Here is a 17,048-nt window from a genome sequence, read left to right as displayed (position 1 = left end):
TTAAGGGCGGGGTCTGCGACAATACAAAAAGAATCAAATTTGAAGTGATCACGTGAGCTAAAGGAAGGGGTATCTTTTATGGATCCGGTTATGCTGGCGCGAATTCAATTCGCATCGACAACCATTTTTCACTTTATTTTCGTACCGTTATCCATCGGATTGGCGTTTCTGATCGCCATCATGGAGACGATGTATGTTGTCAAGGGCCAGGAAGTCTACAAGAAAATGGCCAAGTTCTGGGGAAAGCTGTTCCTGATCAACTTTGCGGTCGGGGTTGTGACAGGGATTCTGCAGGAATTCCAGTTCGGGATGAACTGGTCGGATTACTCGCGCTTTGTCGGGGACGTGTTCGGCGCACCGCTTGCGATCGAAGCCCTGCTGGCGTTTTTCCTTGAGTCGACGTTTATCGGGCTGTGGATATTCGGGTGGGACCGGTTATCCAAGAAGGTCCATCTGCTCAGCATCTGGCTGGTATCCTTCGGCACCCTGATGTCCGCCTTCTGGATCCTGGCAGCGAACTCGTTCATGCAGCGTCCGGTCGGTTTTGAGATCAACAATGGACGGGCTGAGATGAACGATTTCTTCGCGCTGATCACGAACGGTCAGCTGCTGGTGGAATTCCCGCACACGATTTTCGGGGCGCTGGCAACCGGGGCTTTCCTGGTAGCGGGGGTAAGCGCGTATAAGCTGCTGAAGAAGCAGGATTTGGATTTCTTCAAAAAATCATTCCACATCGCCATCGTGGTGGGTCTCATCACCTCCATTCTGGTTGCGGTATTCGGCCACCAGCAAGCGCAGTATCTGGTGGATACGCAGCCGATGAAGATGGCCGCCGCCGAGAGCTTGTGGGAAACGAGCGACGATCCCGCGCCTTGGACGGTCATCGCCGCCATCGATCCGGATAAGCAGGAGAACACGATGGAGTTCAAAATCCCGTATTTGCTCAGCTTTTTGTCCTACAGCAAATTTTCCGGCGAAGTCATCGGAATGAAGGAGCTGCAAGCCCAATATGAGCAGGAATACGGTCCTGGAGACTATATTCCCCCGGTCCGCACCACCTTCTGGAGCTTCCGGATTATGGTGGCTGCCGGCAGCGTCATGATTCTGCTGGGATTGTACGGAGCGTGGCTGATGCTGCGCAAAAAAGTCGAGAAGGCCGGCAAATGGTTCCTCAGACTGATGCTGTTCGGCATTTCCCTGCCGTTCATCGCCAACACATCGGGATGGATCATGACGGAGATCGGACGCCAGCCTTGGACGGTATTCGGGCTGATCACCACGGAGAACAGCGTTTCGCCGAACGTAAGCGCAGGCTCGATCCTGTTCTCGCTTATCATGTTTACCGCCATTTATGCAGTGCTGGCAGCCGTGATGGCCTATCTGTTCATCAAAGTCATTAAGAAAGGACCGTATGCGGCGGAGGAAGACGATCACCACGCAAGCGATCCGTTTAATAAGGAGGACTACAATGCTGTCTCTTAACGAACTGTGGTTTGTGCTCGTCGCCGTATTGTTTATCGGGTTCTTCTTCCTGGAGGGCTTCGATTTCGGAGTCGGGATGTCCACGCAGCTGCTGGCCAAAAACGATACCCAGCGCCGGGTGCTGATCAACTCGATCGGCCCGTTCTGGGACGCCAACGAGGTCTGGCTGCTGACGGCGGGCGGCGCGATGTTCGCGGCCTTCCCGAACTGGTATGCCACGCTGTTCAGCGGGTTCTACATTCCGCTTGTCTTTCTTCTGCTGGCCTTGATCGGGCGCGGCGTGGCATTTGAATTCCGCGGCAAGGTGGGCGATGTCCGCTGGAAACGGGTATGGGACGGAGCGATCTTCACCGGAAGCGTGCTTCCGCCATTCCTGCTCGGCGTTGTTTTTGCCTGCCTGATCCAGGGGCTCCCGATTAACGAAGAGATGCAGCTGCACGCCGGATTCTTCGATGTCGTGAATCTTTATACCATAGTCGGCGGGTTGACGATGGTGATGCTCTGCCTGCTGCATGGCTTGATGTTCACGACGCTGCGCACGCTGGGGGATCTCCAGGAACGGGCGCGCCGCATGGCCCGGAGACTCCTGATTCCTGTTGCGGCCCTGTTCGTGGCGTTCGGGGTGATGACGTATTTCATGACCGATATCTTCGAGAAGCGCGGGGTGGCGTTAACCGTCCTGCTTGTGCTGGCTCTGCTTGCATTCCTGCTGGGCGGATATTTCATGAACGTCAAGCGGGACGGCTGGGCTTTCGGGATGACCGGCGCGGTCATCGCACTCTTGGTCACGTCCGTGTTCGTGGGCTTGTTCCCGCGCGTGATGGTCAGCTCCATCAACGCTGCATTTGACCTGACCATTTATAATGCGGCCTCCGGACCGTATTCCCTCAAGATTATGACGATTGTGGCCGTATCGCTGCTGCCGTTTGTTTTAGGCTATCAAATTTGGAGTTACTTCGTTTTCCACAAACGGGTACATGAGAAGGAGCATCTGGAGTACTGATGGGAAAAGATCTGCTGGGATACAAAGGCGCCAAGACGGTATTCCTCCTTGTCGCCGTATGTGCCCTGGCACAGAGCATGGCCATCCTTCTGCAAGCCAAATGGCTGGCGGAAGCCGTATCCGCCCTGTTTGCGGGATCAACGCTGCAGGAGCAGGGGGAGACCATTGCCTTGTTCCTGCTTGCATTTCTGGCACGCCACGGGATCTCGGTCGTGCAGCAAGGAATCGCGCAGCGCTTTGCCGAGGAGACGGGCACGAGCCTGAGAAAGCAGCTGCTGGAGGAGCTGTTTCGGAACGGGCCGTCCTTTGTCCGGTCGGAAGGAACAGGCAATGTGGTTACGCTTGTGCTGGAGGGCATCGGCAAGTTCCGCAAATATGCGGAGCTGACCATACCTCGCATGATGGGGGCGGGCATTACCCCTGCCCTGGTGTGGCTGTACGTATTCATGACGGACCGGATCTCGGGCATTATTCTGCTGGTGACCATGCCGATCCTGATCGTGTTTCTCATCCTCGTGGGACTTGCCGCGAAAAAGCAGACCGAGCGGCAGCTGGATTCCTACCGGATGCTGTCCAATCATTTCGTGGATTCGCTGAGAGGGCTGACCACCCTGAAGTTTCTGGGACAGAGCCGCAAGCACGGCGCGAGCATACAGCAGGTCAGCGAGGGGTATCGTGCAGCTACCATGCGGACGCTGCGCGTGGCGTTTCTGTCCTCTTTTGCGCTGGATTTCTTTACGATGCTGTCCGTGGCGTCGGTTGCGGTAAACCTGGGTCTGCGCCTCATTAACGGCAGCCTGGAGCTGCTGCCCGCGCTGCTTATCCTGATCCTGGCACCGGAGTATTTCCTGCCGGTGCGCATGGTTGGAGCGGACTTTCACGCCACGCTGGACGGCAAGCAGGCAGGGGAAGCGATGCAATCCATCATCCGGGAAGCCCGGAAGGGGCATTCGGGCGGTAGCTCAAGTCCTGTTGCTGCGGAGGGTTCGACTAACAGCGAGGGTCCATTCGAGCCAACGGGAGCGCTTGAAGCCACGGCGGCAGAAACGATGGAACGAACCTCAACGGGCCTAACATTTAAAATTCAAAATAATTTCTCGGGTCTCAGCCGCAAGCCGCAGCCACCATTCCGATGGGAAAAGGACAGCGTGCTGGAGCTCTCCGGCATCGGCCTCAGACACGAAGAACAAGGGCCGGCTTCATTGGACGATGTTTCCTTCCGAATACCGGGACAACGCAGGATCGGCATCGTCGGGGAGAGCGGAGCCGGCAAATCCACGCTGATCGAGCTGTTAGGCGGATTCATGGCGCCAACCTCCGGAGCAATGGCGCTGAACGGTGTGAAGCTGGAGGAGTCGAACCGGCCCGAGTGGCGGTCGGAGGTCACTTACATGCCGCAGCAGCCGTATTTGTTCGGGGCAACCTTGGAGGAGAACGTGCGCTTTTATGCGCCGGAGGCGTCCAGAGCTCAAGTGGAAGCGGCGGTAAAGGCAGCCGGTCTGTCGGAGCTGGTAAAAAGCTTGCCGGGCGGCCTTGCGCAGATGATCGGCGGCGGCGGACGCGCTTTAAGCGGCGGCCAGGCACAGCGCGTGGCTTTGGCCAGGGCGCTGCTCGGCGGCCGGCAGGTTCTGCTGCTGGATGAGCCGACGGCGCATCTGGATATTGAGACGGAATATGAGCTGAAGGAGACGATGCTGTCCCTTTTTCAAGACAAGTGGATATTTCTAGCGACGCACAGGCTTCACTGGATGCAGGATATGGATTATATCATCGTTCTGCACCAGGGGCGCGTTGCGGAAACGGGCACCCATGAGGAGCTTATGGCACGACAAGGCGTCTATTACGGATTGATGACATCGCAGATGGAGGGAGTACAATGAAGCAGGAATCGTGGTTTCGACCCTATGTAACGGCAAATTTCTGGCGCTTTCTGCTCATTGTCACGCTGGGCGTGCTCACCATTTTGTTTGCCGGGATGCTGATGTTCACATCCGGTTATTTGATCTCCAAATCCGCCCTGCGTCCGGAAAACATTCTGATGGTGTACGTGCCGACCGTAGGGGTTCGCACCTTCGGCATCGGACGTGCGGTGATCCATTACGTGGAGCGCCTGGTGGGGCATGATACGATTCTTCGCATCCTGTCCCGCATAAGGCTACGGCTGTACCGGATTCTGGAACCGCAAGCCCTCCGTTTATCCTCCCGGTATCGCACCGGGGATCTGCTGGGGGTGCTCTCCGATGACATCGAGTATTTGCAGGACGTTTACATCCGAACCGTCTTTCCATCGATTGTTGCGCTTGTATTATATGCCGGGGTCATTCTGGCCGTCGGTCTGTTTGATCCGGCATTCGCCCTTCTGCTCGCGCTGTATATAGCGGTGCTGGTTCTGGTGCTGCCGCTGATCTCGCTGCTGCTCACCAAACGGAAGAATCGGGAAGTGAAACAGGCCCGCAGCCACCTCTACCGGAAGCTGACCGACGCGGTGCTGGGCATTCATGAATGGTACGTCAGCGGCCGGCAGGCGGAATTCTTGACCGGTTATGAGGCGGATGAAGCCGAGGTGGACCGGACCGACCGCTCGCTTAAGCGCTGGTCGCGCTTGCGTGCCTTTATCGGTCAAGGCGTGGTTGCCGTGACGGTGGTATCGGTGGTGTATTGGTCGGGACGGCAGTATGCGGACGGTTCGATCGACGTTACGCTGATCGCGGCTTTTGTGCTGGTTGTGTTCCCGTTGATGGATGCATTTCTGCCGGTGTCCGAAGCCGTTGAGCGGATTCCGCAGTACGGCCAATCGGTCGCAAGGCTTCGGGCGATTGAAGGCGCGGATGCCTCCGAAGCGCGGCATAACCTGCCGAAGATGCTGGATAAAGCAGAGGTCGAATCCGTCATAAGCCGCGGCGTTCATGTGAAGGCGGACGGCATCAGCTTCCGTTATGATCAGGAGGCAGACGGCCCATCGGGGCTGGAGCCATCCGGCGAGAACAGGGGATCTTCTGCATTAACCGATGTGTCGCTGGATATTGCTCCCGGCGCCAAGGTAGCTATCATCGGGCGCTCCGGTGCCGGCAAATCGACCCTGCTGCAGCTGATCCAGGGCGTGCTGGCGCCATCGGGAGGAAGCCTTACCCTAGGCGGCGTGGAGTCAGCGCGTTTCGGCGATGAGATCTCTTTCGTAATTTCGGTATTGAACCAGAGTCCGCACTTGTTCGACACAACGCTTGCGAACAATATTCGGCTTGGCTCCCCGGACGCCACGGAGGCTGAAATCCGGGACGCCGCCGCCATGGCACGGCTTGAACCGTTGGTAGCCTCCCTTCCGGAAGGACTTGGCACCCGCATGCAGGAAGCCGGGCAGCGTTTCTCCGGAGGAGAGCGCCAGCGCGTGGCTTTGGCCCGAATCCTGCTGCAGAAGACGCCCGTTGTCATTCTGGATGAGCCCACGGTCGGGCTGGATCCCAAAACCGAGCGGGAACTGCTGTCCACCATATTCGCCAGCCTGCAGGACCGCACCTTGATTTGGGTGACGCATCATCTGGTCGGCGTGGAGCGCATGGATGAGATCCTTTTCATGGAGAACGGCCGAATCGTAATGCGGGGCACTCACGATGAGCTGATGGAGCGATATCCGCGGTATCGGAACTTGTACCGTTTGGATCGTCCGGCGGTATAGACGGCCGAGGCGATTTACCAGCAGAAGAACCGGCCTTTCAGGAGGCTGGTTCTTCTTTTTTTGCCCTCTTTTTCTTATAAGCCCGATAAAAGATCGGAATCCACGCGCCTTCTGGAAAGATGTAACATTAGTCTTAAGCAGGATCAAGGGTTCATTACAACGTTAGGGGTGTGGTATAGGGTGGATTCGAAACGGTTGGTGAACGTATTTCGTCATTTTGCCGAGCGGGAATGTCCGGGTTCCAGCGTGTTTTATGAGTATTTGGCCCGGCATATTGCCGATGATGAAGAGGTGCTGCAGGTCGCTGCGTTGGTTCCGTTCGGCCAGCCCGTGCCCAATATGCTGTTCGGTGCGGTTCAATACTTGCTGCTTCAGGGCGAGGGTCCGGAGCTGAGGGCGTATTACCCCGGCCTTGCGGAGCATCCGAAGGAGATGGCCTCCTGTTATCCCCATTTTCGGGCATTCGTGCTGGAGCATGAAGCAGCCATTATCGGGATCCTGAAGCACAAACGGGTACAGACGAACGAGGTCCGTCGCTGCGCGTACCTGTATCCGGTGTTCTGCTCCATTTATGACAAGGTCCGGAGGCCGCTTGCCCTGGTGGAGCTTGGAACGAGTGCCGGATTGCAGCTGCTGTGGGATCAATACAGTTATTCCTATGGAGGCACGGCGAGTTACGGCCTTACGGAATCGAAGGTGCGCATTACATCGGAGATCAGGGGTGACCGCAAGCCGTTCCTGCTGGACTCCAGTCCGCCGGTTGTTTACCGGATGGGGGTCGATCTGCATGTGAATGATGTACGGAATCCGGAGCATTTCATATGGCTGCGAGCTTTGATTTGGCCGGGCAATCACGATCGGGTGTCCATGCTGGAGCATGCGGCGGAGGCGTTGAAGCAGCAGTCAGACGTAAGTTTCCGGGAGGGGGATGGGACGGAGCTGCTGCCTGACATCGTGAAGGAGATTCCGGATGAGGCTGTGATCTGCGTGTTTCATACGCATGTTGCCAACCAAATTCCGGAGGCGTCCAAGCAAAGATTGCTGCGGCATCTGAGCGAGATAGGAAGCGAGCGCGATATTGTGCATGTCTACAACAATATGCAGGATGAGCAGCTCCATGCCGATTATATACTCGGAGGCGTGCCAAGCGAGTTTACGGCGGCACGCACGGATGGGCATGCGCGCTGGTTCGAGTGGCTGTTATAAGGCCGGGAGATGATTGACTCAGCCTGAATAAGGACGGCGAACGGAACGGTGACGGCCGTTCGTTACAAGCCATATGCCCGTGACCGACCGCGAGCCCGGAAGGCAGCCGGGCTGAGACTTAGAGAATAACAGCCGCAGCCTTCATCGCGTATATTTTTTTATTGGGCAAGTCTGTGTCATAATAGGAGAGATGGAATATAAAGCGCTTTATGCTATGCGATTGAACCCGAGGATCGGGCTCTTCCATGGTGGGAGGGATCTCGTTCAGGGCATGGCAGCATTCAAGGAGACCAAAGGAGGAAGTTGGGATGGATTATCGTATTGAAAAGGATACCCTGGGTGAGATTAAAGTGCCTGCGGATAAGTTATGGGCAGCGCAGACACAGCGCAGTTCCGAGAATTTCCGGATTGGAACCGAAACGATGCCGAAGGAAATCATTCGGGCGTTCGCGATATTGAAGAAGAGCGCGGCCATCGTCAACGGCAAGCTCGGCAAGCTGGATGCAGATAAGGTGGATGCGATCACAACCGCGGCCGACGAGATCGTGGACGGCAAGTGGGATGAGCATTTTCCGCTGGTGGTTTGGCAGACCGGCAGCGGCACGCAGTCCAACATGAACGTGAACGAAGTCATTGCGAATCGGGCCAATCAGCTGCTCGAGCGAAAAGACAGCACGCTGCGCGTTCATCCCAACGATGACGTCAACAAATCCCAAAGCTCCAACGATACGTTTCCGACGGCGATGCACATGGCTGCGGTCGTGGCCATGGAAGATCAAGTGATGCCTGCGCTCCGCCGTTTGAAGAAAACGTTCGAGAAGAAAAGCGATGAATATAAGGACCTGATCAAAATCGGCCGTACGCACCTTCAGGATGCAACGCCGCTGACGCTCGGACAGGAAATCAGCGGCTGGCACCGGATGCTGGAGAAGTGCGAATTGATGCTGGCTTCGGCCGTAGAACCGCTGCGCGAGCTGGCTATTGGCGGCACCGCCGTGGGTACCGGCATTAACGCGCATCCGAAATTCGGAGAAATGACGGCGGCCGAAATCAGCCTGCAGATCGGAAAAAGCTACACCTCCGCCAGCAACAAGTTCCATTCGTTGACCAGCCATGACGAGATCGTATTTGCCCATGGGGCGCTGAAGGCGCTGGCTGCCGATCTGATGAAGATCGCCAACGACGTTCGCTGGCTTGCAAGCGGTCCCCGTTCCGGCATCGGCGAGCTCACGATCCCTGCCAACGAACCGGGAAGCTCCATCATGCCGGGGAAAGTAAATCCAACCCAGAGCGAAGCGCTGACGATGGTGGTCTGCCAAGTGATGGGCAACGATGCCACGATCGGTTTTGCGGCAAGCCAGGGCAATTTTGAGCTGAACGTCTTCAAGCCGGTCATCATTTATAACTTCTTGCAGTCCGTTCGTCTGCTGTCGGATGCCATGGATTCGTTCGACCAGAATTGCGCCATCGGCATCGAAGCCAATCTGGACGTGATCCGCGCGAACATGGAACGGTCGCTGATGCTGGTGACGGCGCTGAATCCGCATATCGGATACGAGAATGCCGCCGCCATCGCGAAACGTGCGCATCAAGAAGGGACAACGCTTCGCGAAGCGGCGCTGGCAAGCGGTCTGCTTAGCGGAGAGGATTTTGACCGGATCGTCCGTCCGGAAGAAATGATACATCCGAAGGAATAAGGGAGTTTTCTTTTGAGCTTTATTTCAAGGCAGGTTTCCCGTTGAACCAAGAGCCCATTTCACCACGGTGATGTGGGCTTTTGTTGATTAGAAGATCGTTAATTGCCGAGCCGAACGCATTCGATCCTCGCAAGAAAAACATCACGGAGCGCCGCTCGTCTGCTGCGAAAGTGCTTCGATCGTTTATCTCCGGCTTCGAAGCGGTTATAATATGGTGACAGCATCTGACAATGCTTCACAAACCATTTGCATGAAGGACGGATGATAACTTGAAGAAACATCAATGGATGGCTACGCTGCTCTCTCTGATATGCACCGGGCTCGGGATGTTTTATATCGGGACGCCGGGCATGATCATAGGCGGCATGCTGCTCATGGCGCTGCAGGGAGCGGCTTTGTTTATTTTTTTCATGACACTGGGATATTTGGGCTTGATTATCGGTCCGCTTGCTATTGGGCTTCATATTATAGGTTTGATCATACCGGTCATCTACTTCAGCTACCGATCGCCAAGGAAACCGATGTTCGACGAGAAGCGGCGGCGTCAGCTCGCCTCCCCTTGGAAAATCGTCGTGCGGACGATCATCGGACTTGCCTTGTTCGCAGGGTCGATTTACGCCGGGTACACCTGGGGATCCGCCCCGTTCATGAAGACGGCTGCGGAGAAACGCGAGGTTCAGGAAGCGGCGGAGTCCTATCTGGAACAGAAGTACAACGAACCCTTTAAGGTCACGGACGTGGATTATACCTGGGCCATAGGCTCGTATAATCTCACGGCCCATCCGGAGCAGGCGCCAGAGCTTGAATTTACGCTGAGCAGCAATGAAGCCAGCCCTCCCGTCATATCGAATGATACCTATCTGAACCAGCTCTGGGGACAGCAGCTGAGGGACCGGCTGAAACCTCTGCTGGATGAGCTTTATCCGGACCAGGCGTTTGGGGAGGCGTATGTCTTCGCCGGTGCCGACACGGTAGAGCGTGATTATAGCCAGCTGTCGAATAACGCCGATGGTGATGTCAGTCAGAACATAAGACTGATCGTATTCGCGGATTTGACGGCGGATAACTTGGCGCAGGAGAAGGAACGGGTGCTGGAGCTGATTCGGCGGCTGCCTTCGGTGACGGTGCCGGGGGAGACGGATCTTACCATCGATTATTATGCCGCGGATTTGAAGACGCCGGAGAGCGTGAAGAAGGTGGAGCAGGATATCGATTATATGAAGGGGAAAACCAGTACCTACAGCTTCAGGGTGTTCGACATTTCGGACATTACGTCCACGGATGACATCGAGATCCAAGGGCTGGAATGAGGATTTTGCTGGAGTATACATTGATTCTAGATTCAGAAGCCAGGCGGAGTGGATAACTCCGCCTGGCTTTTTGTTGATGAAGCATGATCCAACATGTGAAGGGAGCCTTCGTTAATGCAGGGACAGCTGGATACTGCGTCCTTTCGGCGTCTTCGTCACGGTCAGCTTTAGATTCAAGGCCTTGGCCATGTCGCGGACAGGGACGTAGAGGGTGTTCTTTATGAACAGGGGACCGTCGTACTTGCTCTTGTCCAGCTTGCAGTGGTCCGATTCTTCGGCACACAGCCTCGCCGGTTTATAAATGTCGATATCGTTCACGCTCATCTCTTGCGTAGCCCGCCGTACGATCGTATATCCCCAGCTGTCGTTTCCCCATACCGATATCGGGGGACCGCTTGCCGCTTTCAGGTCATATTGATGGAAGTTGTCCAGCTCCTCCTGCAGCGTATAAGAGATTTCGTATCCCATTGCATCGGCTAAGGATTTGAGCGGAACGTACGCCTTGCCTTTGCGAACATGGACGTCCTTGATATGGGTGCCGCCGACGTTTACGTAATAGCCTTCCGCTTTGTTAGCGGCTGCTTGCTCGCCCTGCCAGATGAGGGAAGCGGCTAACAGCACGCTGGTCAGCGCGAAGAGCGATATCCTTCTGAATTTCTCGATCGTCATAACCTCCTTGCATACCGAATGGGTGGTAGGCAGCCGAATGGGGAGCCTATCTACTATATAGACTCTTTTTCCGATCCATTGGTTAGCCCGTTTTCGTAAGAAAATAAGGACAAGCCTGCGAATGTAAGCTCTTTAGGAACCTTGATTCAGGCTGGCCCGCAGCTGTCAGCAAGGAATCCAGAACCCAAAGAATCCGGTATTGACGCCATTATGGGGAAGCCGATGGGGGAGGCAGATAGCATGCATGAAAAAAGGACGGATCAAGCTGATGCGCTTGATCCGTCCTTTTATAGAGGGGGCTTCTTATGTCATGGAGAAGCACCTATGCTTAGGGTGGAACCGGCTTTGCATTACATGCTCACGGTATTCCGGGCATCCCGGTAGCCCGACAGCTTGTTAACGAAGAAGGTGATCAGGAACGAACAGAGCAGGCTGGCTGCCATCGAGATCAGGAAACCCATTGTGTTATTCGATGTAATGGGCCCGATGAAGGAGGGCACATAGGCCGTCCCCCGGACCCCGAACAAACCGACGAGCATGCCGCCAAGTCCAGCCGAGGCAATCGCTCCGGCAAATACAAGCTTGTTCGAAAACATGAACGGATAGGCGGCTTCAACGAAGGTGCCAAATCCCATGTTGATGGCGAATCCGGGGGCTGCGACGGCGGCTTCTCCCTTATCCCGCGGAGCGATAATATTGGCTAGCGTGATGCCTGCGGATACCATCACCAAGCCGACCATATCGACCGCGCCGAGGAAGCTGTTGCTGGTTGTCTCCATCTCCAGCAGCACAATCGGCAGGATGGCCGCATGATAGACGCCGCCGATGATGGCGGGCCAGATCAGCAGGCCGGCAATCAATCCGGCCATGGCGGGGCTCCAGGAGACAAGGGTCTCGATCAGGAAGCGGATGCCTTGCCCTGCGCTCAGCGCAATCGGCGCAATGAGGAAGTAGACCAGCAAACCGGCAATCAGTCCCGACACGCCGCCGGCAACAATGTTGACCGTCGTAGCGGGGAAACGCCACTCCACGCATTGACGGAATATGTAATGGACGATAATGCCTGCGCCGATCCCGCCGATGATGCCGCCGATAATGCCTCCTTCGACGGACAGAACGCCTGCCACGATGCCCGCCACGATGGACACCTCGTCCAACTCGGAGACCTGTTTGGCCGCAATGACCGCAACGATGACCGGCAGCGCTTTAATCAGCAGGTCAAACACTTCGGTCAACGAAGATAACCCCGGGATTTTGCTGACCGCCAGGATCAGGGCCATGCCGATGAAACCGGGGAGGGACGCCATCATGATGCCCCGAATATTGATTCTTCGCCATGGAGATGAGCTGCCGGACGCCGCATGGATATTTGCGGACGCATTCCCGATGACCGGCCGGTACGTAAGCCGCCAATGCTTGCTGAGGGAAGTGACAAAGGTGACCGCGCGCGTTCTGTTGGTGGTTCCGGTTGTGCCCGAAGCCGCAATGACATGCGCGCCTTTGGTTTGGATGATGGCCATGGAGGTTCCGCCCGTACCGGTCACCGGCAGGCGGAATTTGGCAGCCGCCTCAATGGCATGCCGATTGCTGCCCTCCGGGTCGGCGCTCATGACGATGATGCCGTCAATTTCGCCGAGTTCAATCTGCTCGGCAATCTCCCGGTCCAGCCGCTCGGCCGCCTGATTGACCTGTTGAAGGGTGCCTTCAGCGACAATGACGGGCTCTCCTTGGGAAGAGCTCCAGCTGTAAAGAGCCGCAGGCGTCGTATCCTTGGCTGCGTCCATGGAGACCTGGGCAGCGATAAACTGCAGGGCCCCGCAGGACAGGCCGGCGCTATCGAGCTGCATCAATATCTCTTCCAGCAGTTTGCGCGGGTCTTTGCCGCCGAGATTGTACAGATTGCCGCCGCTGCTTCCGATGATGGCGATTTGACGATTCATGACTTGCTGCCCCCAATACGTTAGAAATTAGATAATTTCTATATTACAGCAGAGTTATAACTTGTTAAAGTGTTAAAATGCGATCCCCCAAATCAAAAGCCGCCATGCATACCCGGTAAGGGCTGCATGACGGCTTGGTCATCTTGTTTTTTATTCGTTGCTTTCGCTGGCTGCCGCAACGGCAGAGGCTTCCTCCGCCGCTTCTTCAGGCGTTTCTTTGACGATTTGCAGCTTCGTATAGCGGTGGGTCTTCTTCTCGATGACGGTGAACGTCAGGTCATTGTAACTCCACGTATCGCCTTTGGCGAGTTCGGAGTTATGACCGTACAGCCAGCCGCCGATCGTATCCAGGTCATCGGTGCTCAGGTCCGTATGAAGCAGGTCGTTGATCCGGTTAATGGATACCTTGCCGTCTGCGATGATGCGGTTCGGCTCAGGCTGGGTCAGCTCGCGTTCTTCATCCTCGTCGAATTCGTCGCGGATTTCGCCGACGATCTCCTCCAAAATATCCTCGATGGTGATCATGCCGGACGTACCGCCGTATTCGTCGATCAGGATGGCCATATGCGTGCCTTCCTGCTGCATTTTTCGAAGCAGCTTCTTGATCGGGATCGCTTCGGATACCGTCATGGCCGGATGAATCAGCTTGGTCAAGTCGATATTGGAATTGTCATCGAACTCCAGGAAGAACTGTTTGGTGTTCACCATGCCGACGATCTGATCCTTGTCTCCGCGGACAACCGGGAACCGGGTGTACTGCTCGCGCTTGATAATCTGCAGGTTGGCGGCAAGCGGCTTGTCAACATACAGACAGATCATGTCGGTACGAGGTACCATAATCTCTTTGGCAAGCATATCGTCAAAAGCAAAAATTCGGCTTACATAACCGTATTCGGCTTGGTTGATCTTTCCGCTCTCATAGCTGTCGCTGAGAATCATGCGGAGCTCTTCTTCCGAGTGAGCCTCTTCATGTTCACTTGCCGGATGCATGCCGAACAGGCGAACGATCTTGTTGGCCGATCCGTTCAAGAGCCAGATGAACGGGTACATAATCCGGTTGAACCATATGATCGGCGTCGCGCAGAGGAACGACACGGCTTCAGCTTTATTGATAGCAATCGTTTTCGGTGCAAGTTCACCGATAACGACGTGAATGTAAGTCATGATAATAAATGCAAGCAGGAATGAAATCAGCGATGCGATAGCCGCAGGAATGCTAAGGCTGTCAAACACCGGGTGCAGGATCTTCTCGATGGTCGGTTCCCCGAGCCAACCGAGACCGAGCGCCGTGATGGTAATCCCAAGCTGACACGCGGACAGATATCCGTCGAGATTCGAAGTTACCTTTTTAACGGCTAGAGCGCCTTTGCGCCCTTCCATCACCAATTGGTCTACCCGGCTGGGACGAAGTCTTATGATAGCAAATTCCGTCATAACGAAAAAAGCGGTAGCTGCGATAAGTACAGCGACTAGGAATAAATTCAAGCCTATATTGTCGTCCAAACAAAACACATCCTTTTTGTTATCTGATCTGAATTAGTTTTTTAATAACCAACGTTTACTATGCATGGCTGTCAACATAATTCGATCGAAACTTCAAAGGTTCTAGCAGCATGTGCTTGAGGAGGAGAAACATATCGGTATCCGTGTTGCATGTAACGTTATGCAAGGAAAGCAGAGACACATGGCGTTTCGACTCCAGCATCAACCGAACGGGTTCCGGACTTTTGGGTACCGGCGTCGGCGCGGGCAGAGTGCCTTCAGACGCTTCCATGCCCTGCGTGGCCGCGGCGGAATCGGTGATATCCACCAGGGGAACATGCGCAACGGAAGCAATCAGCAGAAAGCCTAGTGCTAAACATATCCATCTGTTTATCCTTCGTATGGGGTCCAAGTCGGATCGTCACTCCTACAATTCGTAATCGATTTGCTCTAAAAAATATATGGCTTAATTGTCAGCGTATGAATATGAAGTGATTTGAGTAGTTGTACGTAATTTCACCACGAACGCGGTCTTCAAAACAAGGTATATTGCTATTAATCATAAGAAAAAGTAAGCCACTATGTCAAATAACAGTCGCCCTCGGCTATATAAATCCTTATATATCAAGGGTTTCTGATGATCGTCAAGCATACAAAAAAAGACAACTCTCCAAGATTTCCGGAGAGTTGTCCCATGCGGCAACGGCCTATTTATGGTATGGCAGCTGTCTGATATAACTATCGGACAGATGAAGCAGCTGGAGCGCGCGTTCGAATTCTTCCTTGGTAGCCTGAGTCTTCTTCACGTCCGAATTCGGAAGCGGATGCTTGGTTCCGTCCTCAAAGCCGATGCCTGGAATGTACAGGGTCGTATTGTTGATGAACGTACCCGAAGGCAGATAATACCGCTCCGGCAGCAAATTATTATCGGTGTGGTTCAGCAGATCCTGGCCGAAATGAAGCTGATTGTCGATCGATACGCCAAGCAGGTTGGACACCGTCGGCAAGAGGTCGATTTGTCCGCCGACCTGCTCCTTCATTTCAGGCTGAATTCCCTCGCCATGGATGATAAGCGGAATGTTGATCATATCTCCGGAGGTATATTCGCGGCCGTAAATTTCGTGCATCAGCTCTTTATCCTTGTGGTCCAGGGAGTAAATCGGCAGTCCAAGATGATCGCCGTAAAGAACGATCAAGCTGTTATCCCATACGCCGTCTTTCTTCAGCTGCTCGATGAATTTGCCGAGTGCGTCATCGGCATAATTCTGGGCACGGATGTAGTCGCCGACGAAGGTGCCTTCATACCGCTCCGGCAGGGTCATCCGATATTTATCCTCAGGAATCGTGAACGGATGGTGAGCCGACATGGAAATGACCTGGGTATAGAAAGGTTTACCGGCATCGTTCATTTTCTTCAGCTCGGCAGCCGTTTTGGAGTACAGGGCGTCATCCGAGGCGCCGAAGAACAGCTTATCGTCTTCGCCGAAGAACGCTTTATCGTAATAACGGTTGAAACCGAGCGCCTTGTACAGCTCTCCGCGGTTCCAGAACTCCACGACGTTGGTGTGGAAGGTTGCCGTATCATATCCTTCCCCTTGCAGCAGTCTCGGCAGGCTTGGCAGAACCCTGTCCGCATAATGCTGCGTAGCCGCACCCCGCGGCGGGATGTAGAAGGAAGTATTCACAACAAACTCGGCATCCGAGGTATTGCCTTGACCGACGTTCTGGTAGAAGTTCGGAAAGTAATTGCTCTCGCGGGCCAGCTTGTTGATGTTAGGCGTAATTTCCTTGCCGTCAATCTTGAGGTCGACCAAGAACTTCTGGAACGACTCCATCTGGATGATGATCAGATTCTTCCCTTTGGCGACACCTGTAAGGAGAGCCTCCTTATCCGAGGCTTCCAGGCCTTTCAATGCGTTGACTTTATCCTGGGTAATGGTTTTGGCATCCACGAGCTCTTTATTCTCCTGTTGGAAAATCGTATAGGCCTCGTAGTTCAGAATCCCCATTTCCTGCGCCTTCACGATTTCGTTCATGCTTGCGCGGTTCGGCATGATCTGGAACAGGCACAGCATTAAAGAGACAACAAAAACAATCGGGATGATTTTGCGTTTTTCCTTTTTCGCATGCCGAATCTTCCAATTTTTAACGCGGTTGCTGCGCCACAACAGAACAAACATCACGATGATATCCGTGAAGATCAGCAGATAGTAAGGGTCCATCAAGGAGAATACGCTGTTGCTTACCGCCGTTACCTGGTTCACCTGCTCTAACGCGTGATAGGTAACGATGACACCGTAATATTTATAATACATAATGGCTGCAAAGAAGATGGCGGTCAGCAGCAGGTTAACGCTCATATAGGCCGTCAGCTTTCGCTTGGAAGCAAACCATTCGATCAAGCTGAACACAAGCCAGATAAAAGGAATTTCCGTAATCAGCGGTTTCCATGGCATGACATCATCAAAAATGACCGTCCAGGCCAGGTAGCTTTTGAGCAGCATAATAACAGAGAAAAATATAAATGGCTTCGTAATCGTTAACCGAAACCGCGAGGTGGAGAACACCTGTATCGCCTTCCTTTCA

The 17,048-nt window shown here is 54.5% G+C and carries 12 protein-coding genes; 8 read left to right on the top strand and 4 right to left on the bottom strand.

Features of this window, described 5'->3' with window-relative positions; translation table 11 throughout:
• Positions 1-78 precede the first annotated feature (78 nt).
• From M1D70_RS29790 to M1D70_RS29760, 7 genes are all read left to right on the top strand, one after another.
• On the top strand, positions 79-1,482 hold the full coding sequence (locus M1D70_RS29790) for a cytochrome ubiquinol oxidase subunit I (RefSeq protein WP_009590394.1): 1,404 nt from the start codon (positions 79-81) through the stop codon (positions 1,480-1,482).
• The gene (cydB, locus tag M1D70_RS29785) at positions 1,469-2,485 is read left to right on the top strand and encodes a cytochrome d ubiquinol oxidase subunit II (RefSeq protein ID WP_456288650.1); all 1,017 of its coding nucleotides are present in this window, start codon (positions 1,469-1,471) and stop codon (positions 2,483-2,485) included. The genes M1D70_RS29790 and cydB overlap by 14 nt, the downstream gene beginning before the upstream one ends.
• Complete coding sequence (gene cydD, locus M1D70_RS29780) at positions 2,485-4,365, top strand: thiol reductant ABC exporter subunit CydD (RefSeq protein ID WP_456288649.1); 1,881 nt, start codon at positions 2,485-2,487, stop codon at positions 4,363-4,365. The genes cydB and cydD overlap by 1 nt, the downstream gene beginning before the upstream one ends.
• Positions 4,362-6,158: a thiol reductant ABC exporter subunit CydC gene (gene cydC / locus M1D70_RS29775; protein ID WP_456288648.1), complete on the top strand. Its 1,797-nt coding sequence runs from the start codon at positions 4,362-4,364 to the stop codon at positions 6,156-6,158. The genes cydD and cydC overlap by 4 nt, the downstream gene beginning before the upstream one ends.
• Positions 6,159-6,338: 180 nt before the next feature.
• Positions 6,339-7,364: a DUF2332 domain-containing protein gene (locus M1D70_RS29770; protein WP_456288647.1), complete on the top strand. Its 1,026-nt coding sequence runs from the start codon at positions 6,339-6,341 to the stop codon at positions 7,362-7,364.
• A 308-nt stretch (positions 7,365-7,672) separates the two neighbouring features.
• Complete coding sequence (gene fumC / locus M1D70_RS29765; RefSeq protein ID WP_009590318.1) at positions 7,673-9,061, top strand: class II fumarate hydratase; 1,389 nt, start codon at positions 7,673-7,675, stop codon at positions 9,059-9,061.
• A 269-nt stretch (positions 9,062-9,330) separates the two neighbouring features.
• Entirely contained in the window at positions 9,331-10,371 is a 1,041-nt protein-coding gene (locus M1D70_RS29760; RefSeq protein WP_456288646.1) for a hypothetical protein, read from the top strand.
• Positions 10,372-10,482: 111 nt separating this feature from the next.
• Here the strand turns inward: M1D70_RS29760 and M1D70_RS29755 are convergent, their stop codons facing one another.
• The 3 genes from M1D70_RS29755 to M1D70_RS29745 form a co-directional block, all read right to left on the bottom strand.
• Positions 10,483-11,040: a hypothetical protein gene (locus M1D70_RS29755; RefSeq protein WP_009590380.1), complete on the bottom strand. Its 558-nt coding sequence runs from the start codon at positions 11,038-11,040 to the stop codon at positions 10,483-10,485.
• 350 nt (positions 11,041-11,390) lie between these two features.
• Positions 11,391-12,980 (bottom strand): PTS sugar transporter, encoded by a 1,590-nt coding sequence (locus M1D70_RS29750; RefSeq protein WP_009590330.1) that lies wholly within the window; start codon positions 12,978-12,980, stop codon positions 11,391-11,393.
• 150 nt (positions 12,981-13,130) lie between these two features.
• Positions 13,131-14,483, bottom strand: a complete 1,353-nt coding sequence (locus M1D70_RS29745) for a hemolysin family protein (protein ID WP_009590338.1) — start codon at positions 14,481-14,483, stop codon at positions 13,131-13,133.
• Between the two features lie 181 nt (positions 14,484-14,664).
• Between M1D70_RS29745 and M1D70_RS29740 the strand changes: the two genes are divergently transcribed.
• Entirely contained in the window at positions 14,665-14,832 is a 168-nt protein-coding gene (locus tag M1D70_RS29740; protein ID WP_175320737.1) for a hypothetical protein, read from the top strand.
• Positions 14,833-15,169: 337 nt separating this feature from the next.
• Here the strand turns inward: M1D70_RS29740 and M1D70_RS29735 are convergent, their stop codons facing one another.
• Positions 15,170-17,029, bottom strand: a complete 1,860-nt coding sequence (locus M1D70_RS29735; RefSeq protein ID WP_456288645.1) for an LTA synthase family protein — start codon at positions 17,027-17,029, stop codon at positions 15,170-15,172.
• Positions 17,030-17,048 lie beyond the last annotated feature (19 nt).

The organism is Paenibacillus sp. AK002 (assembly GCF_053903045.1).
This window is presented reverse-complemented; position numbering and strand designations above follow the sequence as displayed.